Annotated in this window: 11 protein-coding genes and 1 pseudogene; 10 read left to right on the forward strand and 2 right to left on the reverse strand. The window is 48.1% G+C overall.

Features of this window, described 5'->3' with window-relative positions; genetic code table 11:
- From HMPREF9473_RS26760 to HMPREF9473_RS07995, 4 genes are all read left to right on the forward strand, one after another.
- On the forward strand, positions 1 to 358 hold a 358-nt coding region (locus tag HMPREF9473_RS26760), incomplete at its 5' end, for a transposase (protein ID WP_187388694.1).
- 379 nt (positions 359 to 737) lie between these two features.
- Positions 738 to 935 (forward strand): hypothetical protein, encoded by a 198-nt coding sequence (locus tag HMPREF9473_RS07985; RefSeq protein ID WP_207636784.1) that lies wholly within the window; start codon positions 738 to 740, stop codon positions 933 to 935.
- 81 nt (positions 936 to 1016) lie between these two features.
- Positions 1017 to 4085 (forward strand): hypothetical protein, encoded by a 3069-nt coding sequence (locus tag HMPREF9473_RS07990; RefSeq protein WP_006779573.1) that lies wholly within the window; start codon positions 1017 to 1019, stop codon positions 4083 to 4085.
- A 198-nt stretch (positions 4086 to 4283) separates the two neighbouring features.
- Positions 4284 to 5441 (forward strand): SIR2 family NAD-dependent protein deacylase, encoded by a 1158-nt coding sequence (locus tag HMPREF9473_RS07995; protein WP_207636785.1) that lies wholly within the window; start codon positions 4284 to 4286, stop codon positions 5439 to 5441.
- A gap of 33 nt (positions 5442 to 5474) precedes the next feature.
- On the opposite strand, the gene HMPREF9473_RS08000 is transcribed toward HMPREF9473_RS07995, so the two are convergent.
- Entirely contained in the window at positions 5475 to 6221 is a 747-nt protein-coding gene (locus HMPREF9473_RS08000) for a LytR/AlgR family response regulator transcription factor (protein ID WP_006779575.1), read from the reverse strand.
- A 199-nt stretch (positions 6222 to 6420) separates the two neighbouring features.
- Here HMPREF9473_RS08000 and HMPREF9473_RS27600 point away from each other — a divergent pair, with 199 nt between their 5' ends.
- Entirely contained in the window at positions 6421 to 6981 is a 561-nt protein-coding gene (locus HMPREF9473_RS27600) for a hypothetical protein (RefSeq protein ID WP_006779576.1), read from the forward strand.
- A 64-nt stretch (positions 6982 to 7045) separates the two neighbouring features.
- On the forward strand, positions 7046 to 10615 hold the full coding sequence (locus HMPREF9473_RS08010) for an InlB B-repeat-containing protein (protein WP_207636786.1): 3570 nt from the start codon (positions 7046 to 7048) through the stop codon (positions 10613 to 10615).
- A gap of 120 nt (positions 10616 to 10735) precedes the next feature.
- On the opposite strand, the gene HMPREF9473_RS08015 is transcribed toward HMPREF9473_RS08010, so the two are convergent.
- Complete coding sequence (locus HMPREF9473_RS08015; protein ID WP_006779578.1) at positions 10736 to 11668, reverse strand: helix-turn-helix transcriptional regulator; 933 nt, start codon at positions 11666 to 11668, stop codon at positions 10736 to 10738.
- 119 nt (positions 11669 to 11787) lie between these two features.
- Between HMPREF9473_RS08015 and HMPREF9473_RS08020 the strand changes: the two genes are divergently transcribed.
- From HMPREF9473_RS08020 to HMPREF9473_RS27605, 4 genes and pseudogenes are all read left to right on the forward strand, one after another.
- Positions 11788 to 12279, forward strand: coding sequence for a cysteine hydrolase family protein (locus HMPREF9473_RS08020; RefSeq protein WP_006779579.1), 492 nt, complete (start codon positions 11788 to 11790; stop codon positions 12277 to 12279).
- A 95-nt stretch (positions 12280 to 12374) separates the two neighbouring features.
- The gene (locus HMPREF9473_RS08025; RefSeq protein WP_006779580.1) at positions 12375 to 13229 is read left to right on the forward strand and encodes a tyrosine-type recombinase/integrase; all 855 of its coding nucleotides are present in this window, start codon (positions 12375 to 12377) and stop codon (positions 13227 to 13229) included.
- Between the two features lie 442 nt (positions 13230 to 13671).
- Positions 13672 to 14463: a signal peptidase I gene (gene lepB, locus HMPREF9473_RS08030; protein WP_034858120.1), complete on the forward strand. Its 792-nt coding sequence runs from the start codon at positions 13672 to 13674 to the stop codon at positions 14461 to 14463.
- A 55-nt stretch (positions 14464 to 14518) separates the two neighbouring features.
- Positions 14519 to 17962, forward strand: a pseudogene (locus HMPREF9473_RS27605) (ZmpA/ZmpB/ZmpC family metallo-endopeptidase-related protein); the annotation flags it as partial.

Genomic DNA, 17962 nt, shown 5'->3' on the forward strand with positions numbered 1-17962 from the left:
GAATCAGTATGGGAGAACGGAAGAACTCTATGAATGCGAATCCTGTGAGGGCTGCGAATATAAAAGTGAATGCAGTCCAAAGGCATCGGGCAACCGGACAATCCGCATGAATGAGGAATTAACTGCCATACATCAGGAAGTACTATCGAACCTGGAGTCCATCCATGGAGCCCTTTTGCGAATGAATAGGAGTATTCAGGCAGAAGGAACATTCGGAGTATTAAAATGGGACAGGTCTTACAAAAGATTATTTCGAAGAGGTGAGAAAAATGTAATTCTTGAACTTACGTTAATCTCTTGTGGATTTAACATCTATAAATATCATAATAAAAAGCAGCGAAAAGAAGCAGCAGCTTAAAAGCAAAGAAAAGTTACCCACATAGGCTTATTAAGTGAACCATTTTTTACAAGTGAACATCAAAAAGCAGCTATAAAAACAAGGAATCACCAGAACCGGCATTTGCCGGAACTGGCGATTCCTAATTAGGGAGTTTTTTTACAGCCCCCTTTTGTGTCTCTCAAAACATATTCCAGATACATCATTTAACTGCGCTGGAAGGATTTGGTGCCGGTTCTCGTTCGCACCCCTTCAGGTACAAATATGCAAAAAACAAAAAACTTGCAATAAAAATGTAATAGTGATAAAATACTTATGTGCATGGCGGGACAAGCTGATAATGTATTTATTATCTTGACATGCATATACTAAGGAGAAGAAATGAAAATGATGTAGCGAGGTGAGTACAATGGAAACAGGAATTAGAATTCAAAGGGCGGGAGCACACCGTTATGTAAAAAAGAACGCTGGAGAAACCCGGGAACTGCATTCGCCCCTTGAGACGGGTTCTGTTTCATTGCGTGATAGATTTAAGGGCAATACAAATTTAGAAAGTCATGATTATGGTGATATTGGCTGGAAGCATAAAAAGTCTTAATGAATGACTAAAATGGAGAGACCTTGTAGAATAAAGACGATTCTGCAAGGTCTTTTTTTATAATGTCCGGGAGGTAAAAATATGAGTACGAAAGATAGGGAGACAGGCGGTGACAAGGAGAACTATGCCGGGATTATGCTTACCATGAAAAAGCGGATGGCTCTCACGGATGAAGATGATACATCCCAGTCTCAATATACATTGTTTGGCCACTATGATGGTATGGATATTCAAATCCTAGAACAATGGTATGAAATGAGACCGAAACGGGTGGGAAATTATAATGGCAATACCTCAGTTGCGGACTCTTATAGCGATAAACATACATTGAAAGGATATTTTCCCCGTAAAAGGATATCGGAAAAACTGGAGAAACTTGGTATTCACTATGAGTTTTGGAAGATGGCTGGTTCCCAGCACCAGGGAAAGAGAAAAGCAAATCAAAAAAAATTGATGTTAAATAAGGTTCCGTTTATAACCGTTTCTGTTGTGAACCTGTCTGGTGAATTTGTGGAGCATGAGAAGAATAGCAGCAATCTGATTCTGTCTTTGAGCAGAGAACTTAAAATAGTTGCTCAAAAAAATGGAATTTCATTGGAAGATATTCACTGTGCGGTTATCCCGTCAATTGGGTATGCGGATTTTATAATCCTGTTTCACTCCAATGATTTAGCACAGAATATTCGGATTCTGGACGGATTGAAAGGCTGCACAATGAGTGATGCAAAAGGATGTTCTTATGCAGTCATATCAAATTCTTATTCTATTTCCGGCGTGTATCCGAGCGGAATACATCAATTGCCGAAGAAAAAGGAATCTGCTGTAAAAGTTTCTATACGTATTATTCTGAAAGAAGGAATTTCCACAGGGGAGTTTGATAAAAATTTTAACAGGGAGTTTGATAATTTTAAGACAAATTACGGGTTATCTGCTGCAACGGAGTGTTTTCAACTGTTTGGTAATTCCGATTGTATGATCTTGGCGGATATGCCAGTGGAGCTATTTATATCTCTGTATTTTGAAAAAGGTTTTTTAAATCCATCCAGTGAATTTTTTAAGAATCATATAAAAAGTTTATACTCCTCCTTAATCATATCAGTAGAGGGCGATACATCGGTGGAGTATCAGAAGATAGCCGGGGAGGAAGGAACAGAAGGGAATGAGGATGGTGACAGCCTGAAGGAGAAGCCTTATAAGGTTAGACAGGAACAATTCGAAACATTCATTTCAGCTTTAGAAAAGTTCTGCAAAGCCAATCAATGCCCCATACGTTTATCAGTTGGACTTCAGACCGTGATGAAGACGTTCTTAAATTTTATCCAGTCTTCTCACTGCTTTGATATAAATAGGATTATTGGAGATGCATTTGATGTATTGTGCGACGTAGTTACAAAGGATATGGAGACAATCAGATCAATTGATGAAGATTTGACAATCTTGAAACGGAAAATCAGGAAAACTGATGTTAAAGGAGAACGTTCCAGAAGAAATGTGGAAAGGTGGGAGCGGGAGATGGAGGAATTACAGCAGTATCGGTGCCATCTCCTGAATAATACAATCAAATCTCTCAGTATTTTCCGTGAGAGAATTGGGGATTATTTGATTGATCTTCAACGGTCTGATAGTTCTTTTATGGAGGGGCAGTCTCTTTCCCATCCATCTATCGGTTCCGCAACAAAACTTTTGTTCTTCTACAATTATTTTGTTAATGATATTGCAAAGAAATTGGTTGAAACGGAAGGGGAACACAATTACCGGGATACCTATACGTTTGTGGTTACCAGCGGAGGCTGTGATAAGGCCAACAGTTGTGACCTTTTTTCATACAGAGACCCATCTGCCGAAGGTAACTGTTCTTTGATTATATTGACCATCCCAGAGATGAGCCTTTATGATGTGAGAGGCACCTTGTTCCGCATTCTCCATGAAGTGCTGCATTTTTGTGGAAAAAGGCTTCGCTGTCAGCGGGCGAACTATTTCATGCAGGCAATCAGCCTGTATATTGGAACTGTTTTTGGGCAGATGCAGTATCATTCTCTGGTAGAGGGGGAATTTTTTGAGACGATAGCTTTGGCAGCCGCTTCCAGACTTTCGGCTGAAGAGACTGCTGAAATGGAGCAAAAGATTAAAGATATCGTGGGAAAGCATTGTGATGGAATTAAAAGTGATGCCGCCGGATATCTCACAACTCAAACTGCGATTGAGCAATATATTTCGTTGACGGTTCCTTACAATTCTCTTTTTGGAACTTTTTTGAGTGAAGACGCCAGGGAGATTCTGTACCATATTTTGATTCCGCAGGTAGGGTGTTCGGCAATGGAAAAAGGAAATGGCATCCTTTCTTCCTGGCTCTACCAAGATATATCCAGGCATTATAAGGAGATTCTTGATGAACTTTTAACAGAATTTGAAGGCACAGGTATCCAATATTCCCAACTGAATATTGCCAATCAGAAGGCGGAATATTACTTGAAAAATTGGAGATGCGGGGATTTTGACAAGAAGTCTTACCGTTTCATTCAGGTCATTCTTCACAAATTCCTTGGGAATCGCATCTTCCTGGATGACGGACAGGAATATGTGAGAAGAGATATTTTTTCTTTAGATGAGCTAAGCGACAGTATTCTTCTTGTCATGCAGGAACTGTATTCCGACTGTATAGCTGTTACAGTGCTGGGCATGAATATAGAGGATTTTCTGCTGGCGTTTGTGTATGAGATGTGGGATATTCAGCAGGCTTTTCCAGTAACGCTGTTGAACGTAATGCGTGTGGGAGCGGAATTGAACATCCTTTATGGGGTAACTGACAGGCTGGAAGAAGAGCAGAGAAGTGCTATTATAAAAAAATGCGGCTATTGGGAAAATTGTGGTTTTGAGTATCAGCTTGATGCTTCCAAACTCTGTGACTGGATTGACGATCTGTTAAAAATGTATCAGGATATGAATTGTGAGTCGTTTATGGGGCCGGTTAAGGAGTATATCAAAGCCTGTGTGAAGATATTCCGGAATAATAGGGATTTCAGCAGTGAACGTTCTTTTTATAAGTTGACGGATATAGAAAATAACGATGCTTTATACGATATGCTGGATTCCATTATTCGGCAGTGGAAAATGTTGTCAGCGGCAAAACAAGAGGCTGTGAAGGAGTAAACTATGATTTCGTTAGAACAGATATTGGGTCCGGAACTTTCTAAAATGAATCAAAAAAATTATAACCTTTTAGTAAAGCAGATGAAGAACAAAGAGGTGACGTTCATGCTGGGAGCCGGTGTCAGTATGCCGGCCGGTCTCCCGAACTGGTATACCCTGTTATCGAAAATGTGGGCCAGGTTGACGGAGCTGGATATGGTGCCTGATTTGGAACAGTCACCCCAATGTGATGCCTGCTCTTATCAGAAGGCCAGAGCATCAAAGATAGAGACAATGGAAAAAGACTCATATTACAAGAAGGCCAATGCTGCCATGAATGGAAACTTTGGCGCTCTCTTCGATGGCATGAATGTGCTGGAAATTGCGGAATACATACGGAATTATATCAAAGGCATTTCCGAACCAGGATTTGATTCACATGGAATGGAACACATAACGGAACAGATTGTCCATTCTTTGATTAAGGAGTCGATGAAATTAGAGAAGGATGTAAAAGTAAAAAAGTTGTGCGGGAAGATGAAACAGGAAGCTATCGGAGAGATTAGCCATATGTTATCCCGGTGTATGTCCCGAACAGGAAAAAAGGGTGTACATAGTGTGGTCACTTACAATTATGATGATTTGCTGGAATACTGTCTAAAGATAAATGAGCATATCCAAAACAAAAATTTGAATGTGGTTTATGATATGACTGCCGACAAGCGTCCAAAGACCGGTAAAATCAATATCTATCATCCACACGGATATCTACCGATTTTTGATACCGATGCCACATTATCCCAAAGCGACTGTATTATTCTGACAGAAACCAGCTATTATCAAATGGAGCAGAAGGCGTACAGCTGGGAGAATTCCATACAGGCCAAGGATTTTTTGGATACCACCTGTGTCTTTATTGGTTTTTCTGGTCAGGACTACAACTTCAGACGGATGTTAAAAAACAGAGAGCGGCGACTCCCCAATACGGATGGTCCACATTTTATTTTTTTCTCTCTCAATGATTTTATCAATAAGCTGTTCGGGGAAGAGGTAGAAAAACGATTTAATGAGAAAAAAATAAACGAACTTTTAGACCAAATAAAAGGCAGTATGACCGGAACTATCCCGCTGGATATCCTAAATACTATGAATGAGTCTTTGGTCCGCCTGACTAATCATATCTGCACGGATGCGGATAAAAAGGTAAAGGAGAAGATTCTCAACGAACTGGCAGTCGATAAAAATTTTCACTATGAATGGGTACAACTTTATCATTTACTTTATGCCCAGCACACTTATTGGGAAAGCTACGGTTTGACTCCAATCTGGACTACCTATGCCGAACTCCCCAACATGATTCGTAAACTGCTTCCATGACAACCAATTTATCTTAAATGTTTTCGGCCGTCATCAATTAGATGACGGCCCTTTTGTGTCTCTCAAAACATATTCCAGATACCGGCGCCTGGCTTCGGTATAGGTGCGGGTGACGGTCAACTCCACGCCATTCTTCATGCAGAAGCCCTTCTTCCCCACCCGCTGCACCTGGTCCAGATTGACGAGGAAGGAGGAGGAGATTCGCACGAACTGCCCGTCCTTTAAAAGCGGTTCCGCCTCCTGCTCAAAGTTGGCGCGGACGGTGAGACTCTCGACGACCTCACCGCTCGTTAAATAGTAACTGAGAATATGATAATGATATTCCACGTACATAATCTGGCTGCGCCGGAGGGATTGGATGCCGTTTTTTGTCCGCACGGCCACGTAGATATTTTCCTTGTCTTCCAGCTCCCCGATGGCCCGCTCCAGAATCGGAAACAGATTTTCCCGCGTCACCGGTTTTAACAGGTAATAGTAAGCGCGAACCGCGTAGGATTCCACCGCGTAGTCCGGCGAGACGGTGAGATAGATAATGACGGCCATCTCATCGGCGTCCCGGATAGCCTGTCCCACGGAAATTCCGTTCTGCTTGCCCATCAGAATATCCAGCAGATAAATGTGAAACTGATTTTTCTCCCGCGATTCTAACAGCTCCTCCGAAGACTGAAACGCCATAACCGAGACATCCTGATTCGGATGCCCCTCCCGGTAATCTTCAACGATTTGCATGATTTGAGAAAGCTCCGGTGCTTCATCATCGCAGATTGCAATTCTTAACATAAGACACCTCCACATGGTGTTATTTAAGTGTATTGGGGTGTTGTTTAGGTGTCCACCCACAAATTGGACCATAAATATTATAAAATAAGGATATCGTGCAAAAGAGTAACATTATTTTATCGTAACTGACGGATGAAGTCAAAGAGATTCTGTTCTATTTGACGGAATGAGGTCAGGAAAAACGAAGGAGGAATTTGGTATGGGAGTGAAAAATAGTAATCGGTTAAACCGGCTGGTAGGCTGGGCGAAACGGCATCCGGGAGGGAAATACCCGGTGCTGGCAGTGCTTCTGTTGGGATGGTGGTGCCAGACGGCTTGGGAGACTGTTCTTTGGGCCGTGAGAGGGATTCCTGTGCGCAGGGGAGCGGCGGCAGCGCTGTCTGCCTGTATGATTCTGACCATGACACCGGCGCCGGCTTTTGCCAGTGAGGAGAGGGAGACGGCGGAGGAGCGGGTAATCACGTCCTTTGACCAGCTTCCGGATGAGGTGAGATATCAGACAGTGCCCCTTGGCACACCGGAGACGGAACTGAATCTGCCGGGGACGCTGAAGGTGACTGTCCGTGATGAGGCGGTTTCGCCGGAACCTCCCGATTGGGAGATCGCCACGACAGCAGAGGCGGATGAGATAGATGAGACGGAGGAACGCAAAAACACGGAAGAGGAGCAGCGTGTTACCTTCCGAAGCGCCACGGTCAGAGACGTCCAATGGGAATGCGATTCCGTTTATGATGAAGAATACAGGGGGGGGGGTATTTGAATTTCAACCAATCATGCCGGAAGGATGGACATGGGAGCCGGATGTGGAATTCCCTGTAATCTCTGTGGCATTAGAGGATGAGGACACTCAAAAGGACAACATTCTTCCGGAGCGCAGGTCCCGGATGGGTAGCAGCGATACATGGCTTGACGCCGACTATGCGGATACCGGCTGGTATGACGGACATGAGGATGATTCGGACTATGAGATTTCCACCGCCGCCGAGCTGGCGGGTCTTGCCAAACTGGTCAATGTGGAGCGGATAAACTTTAGAGACAAGACGATTCTGCTCACGGATGAGGTGGATTTGGACGGTCATCAATGGGTGCCGATTGGAAATGCAGACTGTTCGTTCCAGGGAACCTTTGACGGGGGAAATGCCGTGGTTTCCCAGATGAGGATGAATGTCTCCGGCAGCCAGGCGGCAGCTGGCAATGCAGGTTTATTCGGTAGACTTTTTGGAGGCACGGTAAAAAATGTTATCATTGGGGAGGACGCAGAGATACTTATAGATTATACCGGGAATTCTTCAAGTAATTACAACGGCTATGGGGCGGTGGCTGGTTCTGTCAGCGACTCCGGACTTGTAGAAAACTGTCATAACCTGGCGGATATCTCTGCCAGTACCGGTGATACTACGATTGGCGTGGGTGGGATTGTCGGCCATCTGAACAGCGGTTCGGTGAGAAACTGCTCAAATTCCGGCACAATTAGCGGAACCTCCATTGTGGCAGGAGGCGTGGTCGGTCAAAACGGTGGCAGCGGCAAAGGTACGATTCAAAACTGCTGGAATACGGGAACCGTAACGATGGATGGATATTACGTTTATGCAGGTGGCATCACAGGTGAGAATTACACGTCCACCAGTAAAGTAGAAAACTGCTACAACGCGGGTGATATAGAAGGCACCGAAAACAGAAGCTATTACGGCGGAGTGGCGGCTTCCAACAGCGGTGCGGTAACAAACTGCTATAACGCGGGGATACTCACAGTACCTGATAAAGACTCCATGTATGCCGGCAGCGTGACAGGTGACAACAGCTCCGGCAAGACGGCCAACAGCTATTGGTACAAAGACACGGGAATCAATGAAACCATGCCCGGAGTGGGAAATTCCGGCACGGAGAATGCGGTTTACAGTTTTGATGGCACCGGGGTTTTTGCGGATGACGCTGTTGTTACGGTGGGAGAAGCCAGCTATACTTCCCTGCTTCCGGCCCTGAGTGCATGGGTGGATTCCCAGCCAGCCGGTTACTGGTTCTGGACCGGTGATGCGGCAGCCCCTGTTTTGACAGAAGAGCGGCCGCCGGAAACTTATGGTGTGACGGTAAATGTCAACAAAGATGGTACGGACTGGCTGAATCACGGGAAAACCTTCCGTCTCGTCAATGCGGACGACGACAGTGTGACAACCAATTTAAATGCAGTCACAGACGGAACATACGGAATTTATGAGGGGACCGTGGACACGGGAGTGGACGTGACTGTGGACGGTGCGTCCACGGACGCCACGGTGGATTATTACACGGTGACATTTTACGACGGTGTGACGGCTTACGGCGCCGGCACGGACCAGGCGCCCCAGATTATTTTGAAAGGGAAAAAGGCCGCAGCGCCGCCGCAAAATCCGGTAAAAGCCGACTATGTGTTCAACGGCTGGTTCACGGAAAACGGAGGTACGACAGAGTTTTCGTTTGACAACACGGCGGTAACTCAGGCCACATCGGTTTATGCCGGCTGGACCTATGATACCTCCGGCGTGGCGGAAGTCTCCTTTTCCGTCAGCCAAAATGGACCCTATTATAAAAATGATGAGGTAACCCTCCTGGTCTCCGTGAAAAACAGCACGACAAACGCTGAAATCACCACCGGAACGGTACAATTTTATCGAGGTGAGCAGCCGGTTGGGAATGCGGTCACATACAATCATGCCGGTTCAGGTGAGAAAGGGTTTGCTTTAACCGTGATCTGTGGTCCTTCCACTCTCTTTCCGTCTCTTACGACAGGAGATAACGTGGTGAAGGCCGTCTATACCGCCGTGGGAGGCAGTACAATTGCCACTGACCCGGTGACACTCACCGTCCTGCCAAAGCGGAATGGGGAACGTTATCTTGGGACGGCCGTCTTCCAGGTGGAATATGATGGCAGTGACAAGGGCGTGTGTCCGGTTCAGTTTATTGTAGCCAACAACGGCGGACGGGAAGATGGGACGATAACTCCGGACCAGTACATTGTATCAGAGCAATTCCGTATTACCGCAACGAAAGAAAATGCTGATTTTACCGATTTTACCGTAGAGCACAATGAGGAGCATACGATTGTTTATGTATATGTGAAGCAGGCAGGGGCATACAACTTTACCGTTACACTGGACAATCCGGAGTATATGGGGAGCAAAACCGTTTCCGTGCAGGTGACTTCCTCCGGGGAGCCGGAAATACCGGCTGCAAAATACACGGTTACTCTGAACAGCAATGGAGGCGGTGCGCTTGACCCTGTCACCGGAATAACGGCCGGAAGTACGGTTCATCTGCCTGTGCCGGAACGGAGTGGATGGCGGTTCGACGGATGGTTTACGACTGTCGAGGGTGGTATCCGGTACACGGACAACACTCCGATTACCGGCGATGTGACGCTCTATGCTCATTGGACTTTTATAGGTGAAGGTTCCTCCAGCGGAAACTCTTCCGGTGGAAGCTCCTCCGGAAGAGTCCCGTCAGGTACCGGAAATGCAGGTTCTTACACCACACCGGTGGTGATACCGGCAGCGCCGGATGAAAAGCCGGATGCTCCGGTGATTGTGGAAACCGTGGTGAAGACGGAGATAGGAAAAGACGGCAGCGCCACACTCAATATTCCGGATCAGGCTGTGGAGGAAGCCATCAGGAAAGTGATGGAAGAGGCCGTTAAGCGCGGGGCAGCCGGCAGAGAGCTGATTGTCCGGCTGAAGAGTGATACGGAAAACAGGATGATTCAGACGGCCACGGTCAACCTGCCAAAAGTGACGCAGGAACGCATTATCAATAATCAGATAGCCCGGTTTATCATTGTGCTGGACAGACCGGATATCAGCCTGGGACTGAATCTGGCTTCCGTGCAGTCCATCTATGCCCAGGCCAGCGCGGATGTACAGCTGGGCGTTGTCAATCTGTCAGGAGACTTGTTGAGCGCGGAAGGGAAAGAAGTGTTTGAATCACGTCCGGCATTTTCCCTGTCAGCGTCCTATTGGAATGAGCAGAAATATGCGACGGATACCATCAGCCAGTTTGGGGACGGCCGGATGATTATTGAGATTCCCTATCAGATGATAGAAGGCGGGCAGGCAGATGAATTTTTGATTGCCTGTCTGAAGGAGGATGGCGGTGTGGAGTATTTGTACGACAGCAGCTATCTGCCGGAGCGCGGCGTCTACACGGCCGGTTTGAGTCATTTATCCATCTATGGAATCGCCAGAAAGAAGGAGACCGGGCTTCTGCCGGAGGCCGGAAATGAGTACTATACGGTGAAGCCGGGAGACACGCTGACAAAACTGGCTTCACGGTTTGGAACCACGGTGCAGAAACTGGCGGCGTGGAACAACATTAAAAATCCGGACAGGATATCTGTGGGTCAGGTGCTGGTTGTGAAAAGATAGGTAAGTCGGTGGAAAAAGGGCGGCATTTATAAGAAAGCATAGGAATATTTGGAGAAACGGCGCGGCATATCATCTGGCTAAGCCGTTTCCCCATTTTGCACATCAGTACAAGTCAGGATATCAGTTTTCATAAATGGCAGCAATATCATGGATTCTGCGCTTCATTTCCGTGCGGACAGGTAACGGTTCCAAACACTCACATTTATCACCAAAACTTAACAGAATATCGTAGTGGTATTCGTTTTCAAGGAAAGGGAAGCTGACTATATAATGCTCTTTGCCGTCCGGCGTAAAATCTTCGTAAGAGCAATAGTAAAGCACCCGGTCCATGACAGATTCATGGATGCGGATTGTGATTTTGGTCTGCATTGTTTCCCACATTTCCGCAAAATTTAAAGTCGGTTTTTGATAATCCCGTGGGGGAAATGTCTCCGCCTGCATTTGCAGGTTTGACATGCGGGAGAGTCTGAATAAGCGAAAATCATTTCTTATGTGGCAATACCCATACAGATACCAATGACTGCCTTTCAACACAAGCTGATACGGTTCGGCTGTCCGTGCGGTTTTAGTTCCGTGATGTGCCACATATTCAAAGGTCAGCAGCCTGCTTTCCTGCAGCGCGGCTTTGATCATTTCTAAATATGGCTGAATACTGTGGTTCCCCATCCACGGACTTAAATCGATACATATTTGATTTACCTTGAATTCAATGTCCTTCGCCTGGTCGGCGGGGATAAAGCTTTTCACTTTCGCAAGAGCGTGTATCAGTTCATCGCCCCGCATCATGTCCGAGAGACTGGTAAGCCCCATCAAGAGAGCGGAGAGGTCGGCAGTCGAAAAAACCTGTTTATCAATCTTGTAATCCGGCATGATTTCAAAGCCGCCGCCGACTCCTGAGATTGCCCGGACAGGAATCCCTGCCATATTGATGGCGTCGATATCGCGGTAGATTGTGCGGGGGGAAACCTCAAACATATCGGCTAATTCCTGCGCGCCTATCCGTTTTTTATCAAGAAGAATCATAATAATGCTGACAAGTCTGTCGACTTTCATCTGTTCACCGCCGTTTAAAATTATTTTTAATTGTTGCCATATAGTTGTCAACAATTCCATTGTACAATAGACATAGAAACAAATCAAATAAATTAATCGACCTATCAGGAGGGAACATGATGCAGAAGAAAGCTTTAGTAATCATTGATATTCAAAATGACATCACAAAGAATTACAAAGAGATTATTGGAAATATCAACACAGCCATTGACTGGGCAGTCGGGCATGATATCCATGTTATCTATATAAGGCATGAAAATTTATCGGCCGGAACAAGGACGTTTAAGCCGGGCACGCCGGGGGCGGAATTAGTTTCGGACTTGAAAATCGTATCAAAAAATATTTTTACAAAATGCAAAGGGAACGCGTTAACCAGCGAAGAATTTGCCGCCTTTATCAGTAAAAATGAAATATGTGATTTTTACATAGCAGGAGCGGACGCCGTTGCTTGTGTAAAATCAACCTGCTATAACTTATGCAAAGCAAACTATGGCGTCCATGTCTTATCAGACTGCATTACCAGCTATGATAAAAGAAAAATTGACGAAATGCTGCACTATTATGAAAGCAAAGGCAGCAAAATCATAACTTTAAATGACTTGTTAAATTGAGTGCTGCAATTATAAAAAATTCTCTTGAAATTTCTTCCGTTTGCGTTTATGGTAGAGGTAATAAATTCACACGGAAGAGGAGGATTTTTTTTTAAATGAGAGTGCGTAAAAATGTGAAAATGTCGGAGGGGCTGCTGGATGGATACCGTGATTTTCTGCTGGACGAGGAGCGGAGCGCGGCTACCGTGGAGAAATATCTCAGGGATGTGAGGACTTTTCTGGGATACATGGGAGAGGCGGCGCTGGACAGAAAGCGGGTGCTGGACTATAAACAAGGACTCAGGGAGCGATACAAGATAACCAGCGCCAATTCCATGCTGGCGGCCATGAACAGCTTTTTTGTCTATCTTGGAAGAGAGGATTTGAAGGTGAAGCTGTTTAAGGTGCAGCGGGCGCTGTACGCCAGGCCAGAGCGGGAAATGACGGAGAAGGATTACAGAAAACTGATTCAGGCGGCCAGAAATGACGGGGATGAGATGATGAGTATGCTGATTCAGACCATCGGCAGCACGGGGGTACGGATCAGCGAGCTGAAGTTTATCACGGTGGAGTCTCTGGCGTCAGGACGGGCGGAGATATACAATAAGGGGAAGTCCCGGACAGTTCTGCTGCCGGTGGAACTGAGCAGAATATTGAGAAAATACTGCCGGAAGGCCGGGATTGTGGCGGGAAGCATTTTCATCACGAAACATGGGAATCCGGTGGACAGAAGTAATGTGAGCAAGAAAATGAAGGCGCTGGGGAGGGCGGCTGGGGTGGACACGGCAAAGGTGTTTCCACATAACCTGCGGCATCTGTTTGCCAGAATTTTTTACAGTATTGAGAAGGATGTGGTGAGACTGATGGATTTGCTGGGGCACTCCAATATCAGCACGACCAGGATTTACACCATGAGCACGGAGGAGCAGCCGAGAAGGCAGATGTCGCGGATGAAGCTGGTGCTTGGCTAGCCGAGATAGGCCGAGCAATAAAAAATACCCCATAATAAGTATTATGAGGTAACGATAATCATTTCTGAAGGGTTTTTCCTTCACGATATAGTCTATTATACCCACTTTCGTAAAAATTGCAAGATTGGAAATGGAAAAAATTGCAAAATACGAGGAAGAATTCGCAGAATTGTGAGCTGATGGGTAGAGAATCAGGTGATTGGGCTTCTAAAGTCAAAATCGCCTGTTTGCCGTGCCGGAAATGATGCCGGCCGGAAACTGCATTCTGAAATGCCTGCGTGTATCAATCATGTATCATTCGATAGAACATTCCAAAATCAAAATTTCTGCCGTGAATGGCGGCAAATTCATCGAAACCGGCTGCCGGCGTGGCGAAAACGTCCGGCAGGACACTTCATAATACTTATTAAAGGGTAAATGACCGAAAGGAAGGTGTCAATCCGTGGAAACGGCCGGAATCAGGGGGACATCCCGCAAGAGGGAGCGGAGGGAGCGATTGAAAAAAGGCAGACGGCTCCCCCATTTTCAGACGGTCCGTTTCGGAGGATTTGATGAAAATCAGATCATCTGCTACCTGTGGGACCTTGTAAAATCGGTGGAAGCCCTGCGGGATGCGGGAAATGGACAGGAATCCCAGGAGATTATCAAACTTGGGACAAGGCTGCGGCGGCAGATACGGGTGGAGATCCGGCGCTATTTTGTGAGACAGAGGCGCAGAAATGTGAAAATGGTGGCGGTTGTTCTGGCGCTGATTCTGTGCGTGGCCGGTGTGTTTGGCATTCTGATTGGGGTGGACCGGGTGGCCGGGAATTCCATGTATCCCTATTTGAATCATGGGGACTGGATTGTGTACGGCCGGAATTCGGGGAAAATGCAGAGGAATGATGTGATAGTGTTTGAAAAAAATGGGGAATGTATGGTGAAGCGGATTGTGGGCCTGCCGGGAGACACGGTGGAAATCAGCCCGTCCGGAAACCGGGTGGTGATTAACGGGACGCAGGTGAGAGAAGATTATGTGACGCTGGCGGATGTGTCCGGAGATGTTGAAGGGAAGACGGATGCCGGGCGGCTGGGAGCGCCGCAGACGGTGATGGACGGGCAGTATCTGGTTCTGGGAGATAACCGGGGAGTGTCGGTGGACAGCCGTGACAGCAGTATTGGGACGGTGCCGGTATCAGCGGTGATGGGGAGAGTTATCCTGGTCGTCAGGGCAGTGGGCCGGCAGCGAGGGTGAAAAGTAAGAGTGACAAGAGAAGAGATAAAAGCGGAATAGGTGTTTGGAGGATAATATGAGCCGTTTTGTATTGCATACGAAGGAAAAAGAGAAGGAGTTATTCAGGTACGCGGCGCTGGGACTGGTCTGTCTGCTGATAGCGGTGGCGGCAGGATATCTGATACACAGCATCGGAAGCGCCAGGGCCAAGAGCAGGGAGACCGTGCTTATCTATACGGAGGAGGAGTTCGGGCAGTATCTGGTGGAGAAAGAGAGTGAGGAATATAACCTGAACGGGAGATACCGGCTGGAGGCGGATTTGGATTTGAGCTGGCTGGAATCTTCCATCGGGACGAATATAGAGCCATTTACAGGGGAGTTTGACGGAAATGGGCATGTGATCAGCGGACTGGAGCGGCCGCTGTTCGGCGTATTGGAGCGGGCGCAGGTGGAAAATCTGCTGTTGAGCGAGGCCGTGATTGTGCATCCCCATACCTATTATGATGGGGAACGGTATGTGGATGGATATGGGGCGCTGGCGTCCTATGCCATTCAGACTACGGTTGAGAATTGTGCGATGACAGGGGAGATCATAACGTCCGTTCCGGTTGAGACGGAGTATCAGATGGCGAAGGCCAGCCCGTCAGACGCGGACGAGCCGATGGGTCCCGGAATGGTGGAAGGACCGGCTGGGGAAATTCCGGAAGAGAGCGGTCAGACCGAAACGGAGGCCGGCCCTGGGGTGGAGACTGGCGGGGGATTGGAAGCGGGACAGGAAAATGGAACGGCAGATAGTTCGGAAGGCGCTGGAAATGTGACTGGCGGAGCCGGGGAAAATATGACTGATGGAGCCGGGGAAAATGGGAATGCCGGAACTGGAGAAACTGGGACTGAGGCAGGACCGGGAACCGGAGTCGGAAGTGAATCGGCTTCTGCCGACAATGGAGAGCCGGGCGCCGATTCGCTTCCAGAGGCAGAAGAGACCGCGGAGAGCATTGATGATACGGAAAACAATGGAACCGCAGGAACTGAAAACAGTTCGGAGCCAGCGGGAGAGCCTGGGGCTGAAACTGGCTCCGAAAATTCAGGAGAGACAGGAACTGAGGTAGATAATGAAAGCGGAACTGGCACAGAAAACAGTGATCATGCAGAAGGTGAGATACTCCCCTCTGAGACAGTAGGCTATCGCATGACCGACCGCTGCCTCCTGACTTTGAAAGTCCCCGCCGTGATGGACACGGATATGGCGCAGATTCTGACAGCAACTCCGTCTGACGCAACTCCACCTGATACGGAAACCTCAGCTGCAATATTTGAGTCCGCTATAAACAACAACATACCCGCCACAGAGCGGGACCGGACCACAGAGGAACCCATAGAATACATAGGAAACCCAGACGGAGATATCTACATCCTTGTGACCGCAGAGTCAGTCGCCGTCGGCGGCCTCATTGCGCAGACATCCGGGGAAACGCTTATCACCAACAGCTTCACCCTGGCAAGCATCGGCTCCACCCTGGACCCCATAGAAACCTTTGCCGGCGGCCTGGCAGGGATTCTGGGAGAAGGAGCCCGCGTGGAAAACAGCTACGCGTCAGGTCTGGTGGACTGTGACGGCACAGCCGCCGGTTTCGCGGCTGTCAATGACGGCGTCATTCAAAACAGCTACTCCACCGTATCCATCGGAACCACCGCGGCAAACCGGAGCGCCTTCACCGCCTTTGGAACCGGCGCCTTAACCGGATGTGCATACGACCGCCAGATGGCCTGCATGGATAATTTGAACGAACAAGCGAAAGAAGGTACGGGAGAAGACACAGGTGAATCCGCACTCACTCTCTTTGCAGCATCCCCGTCCACCGCGGCAGAATGGAACCTGGAAGCCCTGGACACCACCGATATGACAGGCCCGGAATCCACGATCCCCGGAGACTGGTACACCGCCGGCCACGCATATCCCCAGATACCATACTTTGCCGCCAACGGGCACGTGACCATATCATCCTCCTCCAAGGCATCCGCCGTAGCCCTGATGCTCCCGGAGGGAAGCACCCTGTTCGACCTGCTAGAGGACAGCGAGATAGCCCTTCCGTCCGACATTGACGGAGAGCAGATTCAGTGGGATGCCAGCGGCGACGTCATCATCGATGACAATAACCAGATGAGAATCGGCCCAGGAGCCACAATCTCCCAAAACGCCATCCCGACCGTGGGAATGGCTCTGGCAAGTCCATCCGAAGCGGACCAGCCGGACACCCTGCCGGAGCCGGTGGAGGACCCCCAATCCTCCTCCGAGGCCGGGGAGACCGACGGCATCAAGCTGAAAGCCACTGTCGGAAACATTTCCAGAAACTTCTCCCTCATGGCCTCCCGCGCCGCAGACCCGGCAGACACAACCTGGGAACAGATTGCAATCAAATGGAGCGAGGCCGGCAACACCCTGCAAGGCGGGGATGGCACCAAGGCCAGTCCTTATCTCATCGGCTCCGCGGAAGAACTGGCATTGTTCGCCTACCGGGTCAATCAGGGGGAAAACAGTCTCTGCGCCAAATTAACCGCCAATATTGACTTATTCGGCACCACGCACACCGATATCACCTACGATGCCGCCGCCGACAACCTGGACGACGCCCTGCGGTGGATTCCCATCGGGGAGAACACAGCCAATTATTATACGGGAACCTTTGACGGAGATGGAAAATACATCGAGTACCTGGTCATTACCAACGACACCGCTTATCAGGGACTGTTTGGAATCCTGGGGAGTTTAAACACCGATATCGCAGTTGTAAAAAATGTAGGTGTTGAATCAGGAAAAGTAATTGCACCAACCGCAGGAAACATCAGCGCCGTTGTCGGCTGCGTTTCCGGAACGGGAATCCAAGTTAGTTCCTGTTGGAATAAAGCCTATATTGAAGGGAGGGGTCATACGGGAGGTGTAGTTGGAGGCTTCGTAAGCGGAAGCAATCTTCTGGTTGAGAAATGCTGGAATCAGGGAGAGGTGAAAAGCGCCGGATACGACGTAGGCGGAGTCATGGGAAAAAGTACCATGGATGTCAGAAACCTAATGTTGAGGAATTGTTATAATCTGGGTCCTGTCACGGCCGGCTCCTATTGCGGGGGAGTCATAGGAACATCAGGCGGAAAAGATGTGATTGAAAATTGTTACAATGTGGGAGTTATTACAGGAGGTAAAAAAACGGCAAGTGTTATTGGCAATCCATATGCCACTACGGCCCGAAATAACTATTCTCTGCAAGGACTGATAAGTGACTCTGTTACCAGCACCCGTGTACTGACTGAGGCCCAATTTCAAACCTGGGCCGCCGCTTACGCCTTAAACGGCCAGAGCATGTCAGGGGCCTGGCAGCATGTAGACGGGAAATTTCCGGTTATCGGAACCCTGGACCGTCCCAGCGACTGGTCGGTCATCGCCCAAGGAGTCAACGACCGTCTGATTACCAAGGGTGAACTGTCCTCCGGTCTCGGAAGCCAGTCCTACCCATACAGTATTCGAAGC

Source organism: Hungatella hathewayi WAL-18680, assembly GCF_000235505.1.
GTDB classification, from domain to species: domain Bacteria; phylum Bacillota; class Clostridia; order Lachnospirales; family Lachnospiraceae; genus Hungatella_A; species Hungatella_A hathewayi_A.

What these genes read in the sequence shown, in the direction of transcription:
- HMPREF9473_RS08000 (WP_006779575.1), bottom strand. Translation starts at nt 6,221, where the DNA reads ATGTTAAGAATTGCAATCTGCGATGATGAAGCACCGGAGCTTTCTCAA.
- HMPREF9473_RS08025 (WP_006779580.1), top strand. Translation starts at nt 12,375, where the DNA reads ATGAGAGTGCGTAAAAATGTGAAAATGTCGGAGGGGCTGCTGGATGGA.
- HMPREF9473_RS08015 (WP_006779578.1), bottom strand. Translation starts at nt 11,668, where the DNA reads ATGAAAGTCGACAGACTTGTCAGCATTATTATGATTCTTCTTGATAAA.
- HMPREF9473_RS07990 (WP_006779573.1), top strand. Translation starts at nt 1,017, where the DNA reads ATGAGTACGAAAGATAGGGAGACAGGCGGTGACAAGGAGAACTATGCC.
- HMPREF9473_RS08020 (WP_006779579.1), top strand. Translation starts at nt 11,788, where the DNA reads ATGCAGAAGAAAGCTTTAGTAATCATTGATATTCAAAATGACATCACA.
- HMPREF9473_RS27600 (WP_006779576.1), top strand. Translation starts at nt 6,421, where the DNA reads ATGGGAGTGAAAAATAGTAATCGGTTAAACCGGCTGGTAGGCTGGGCG.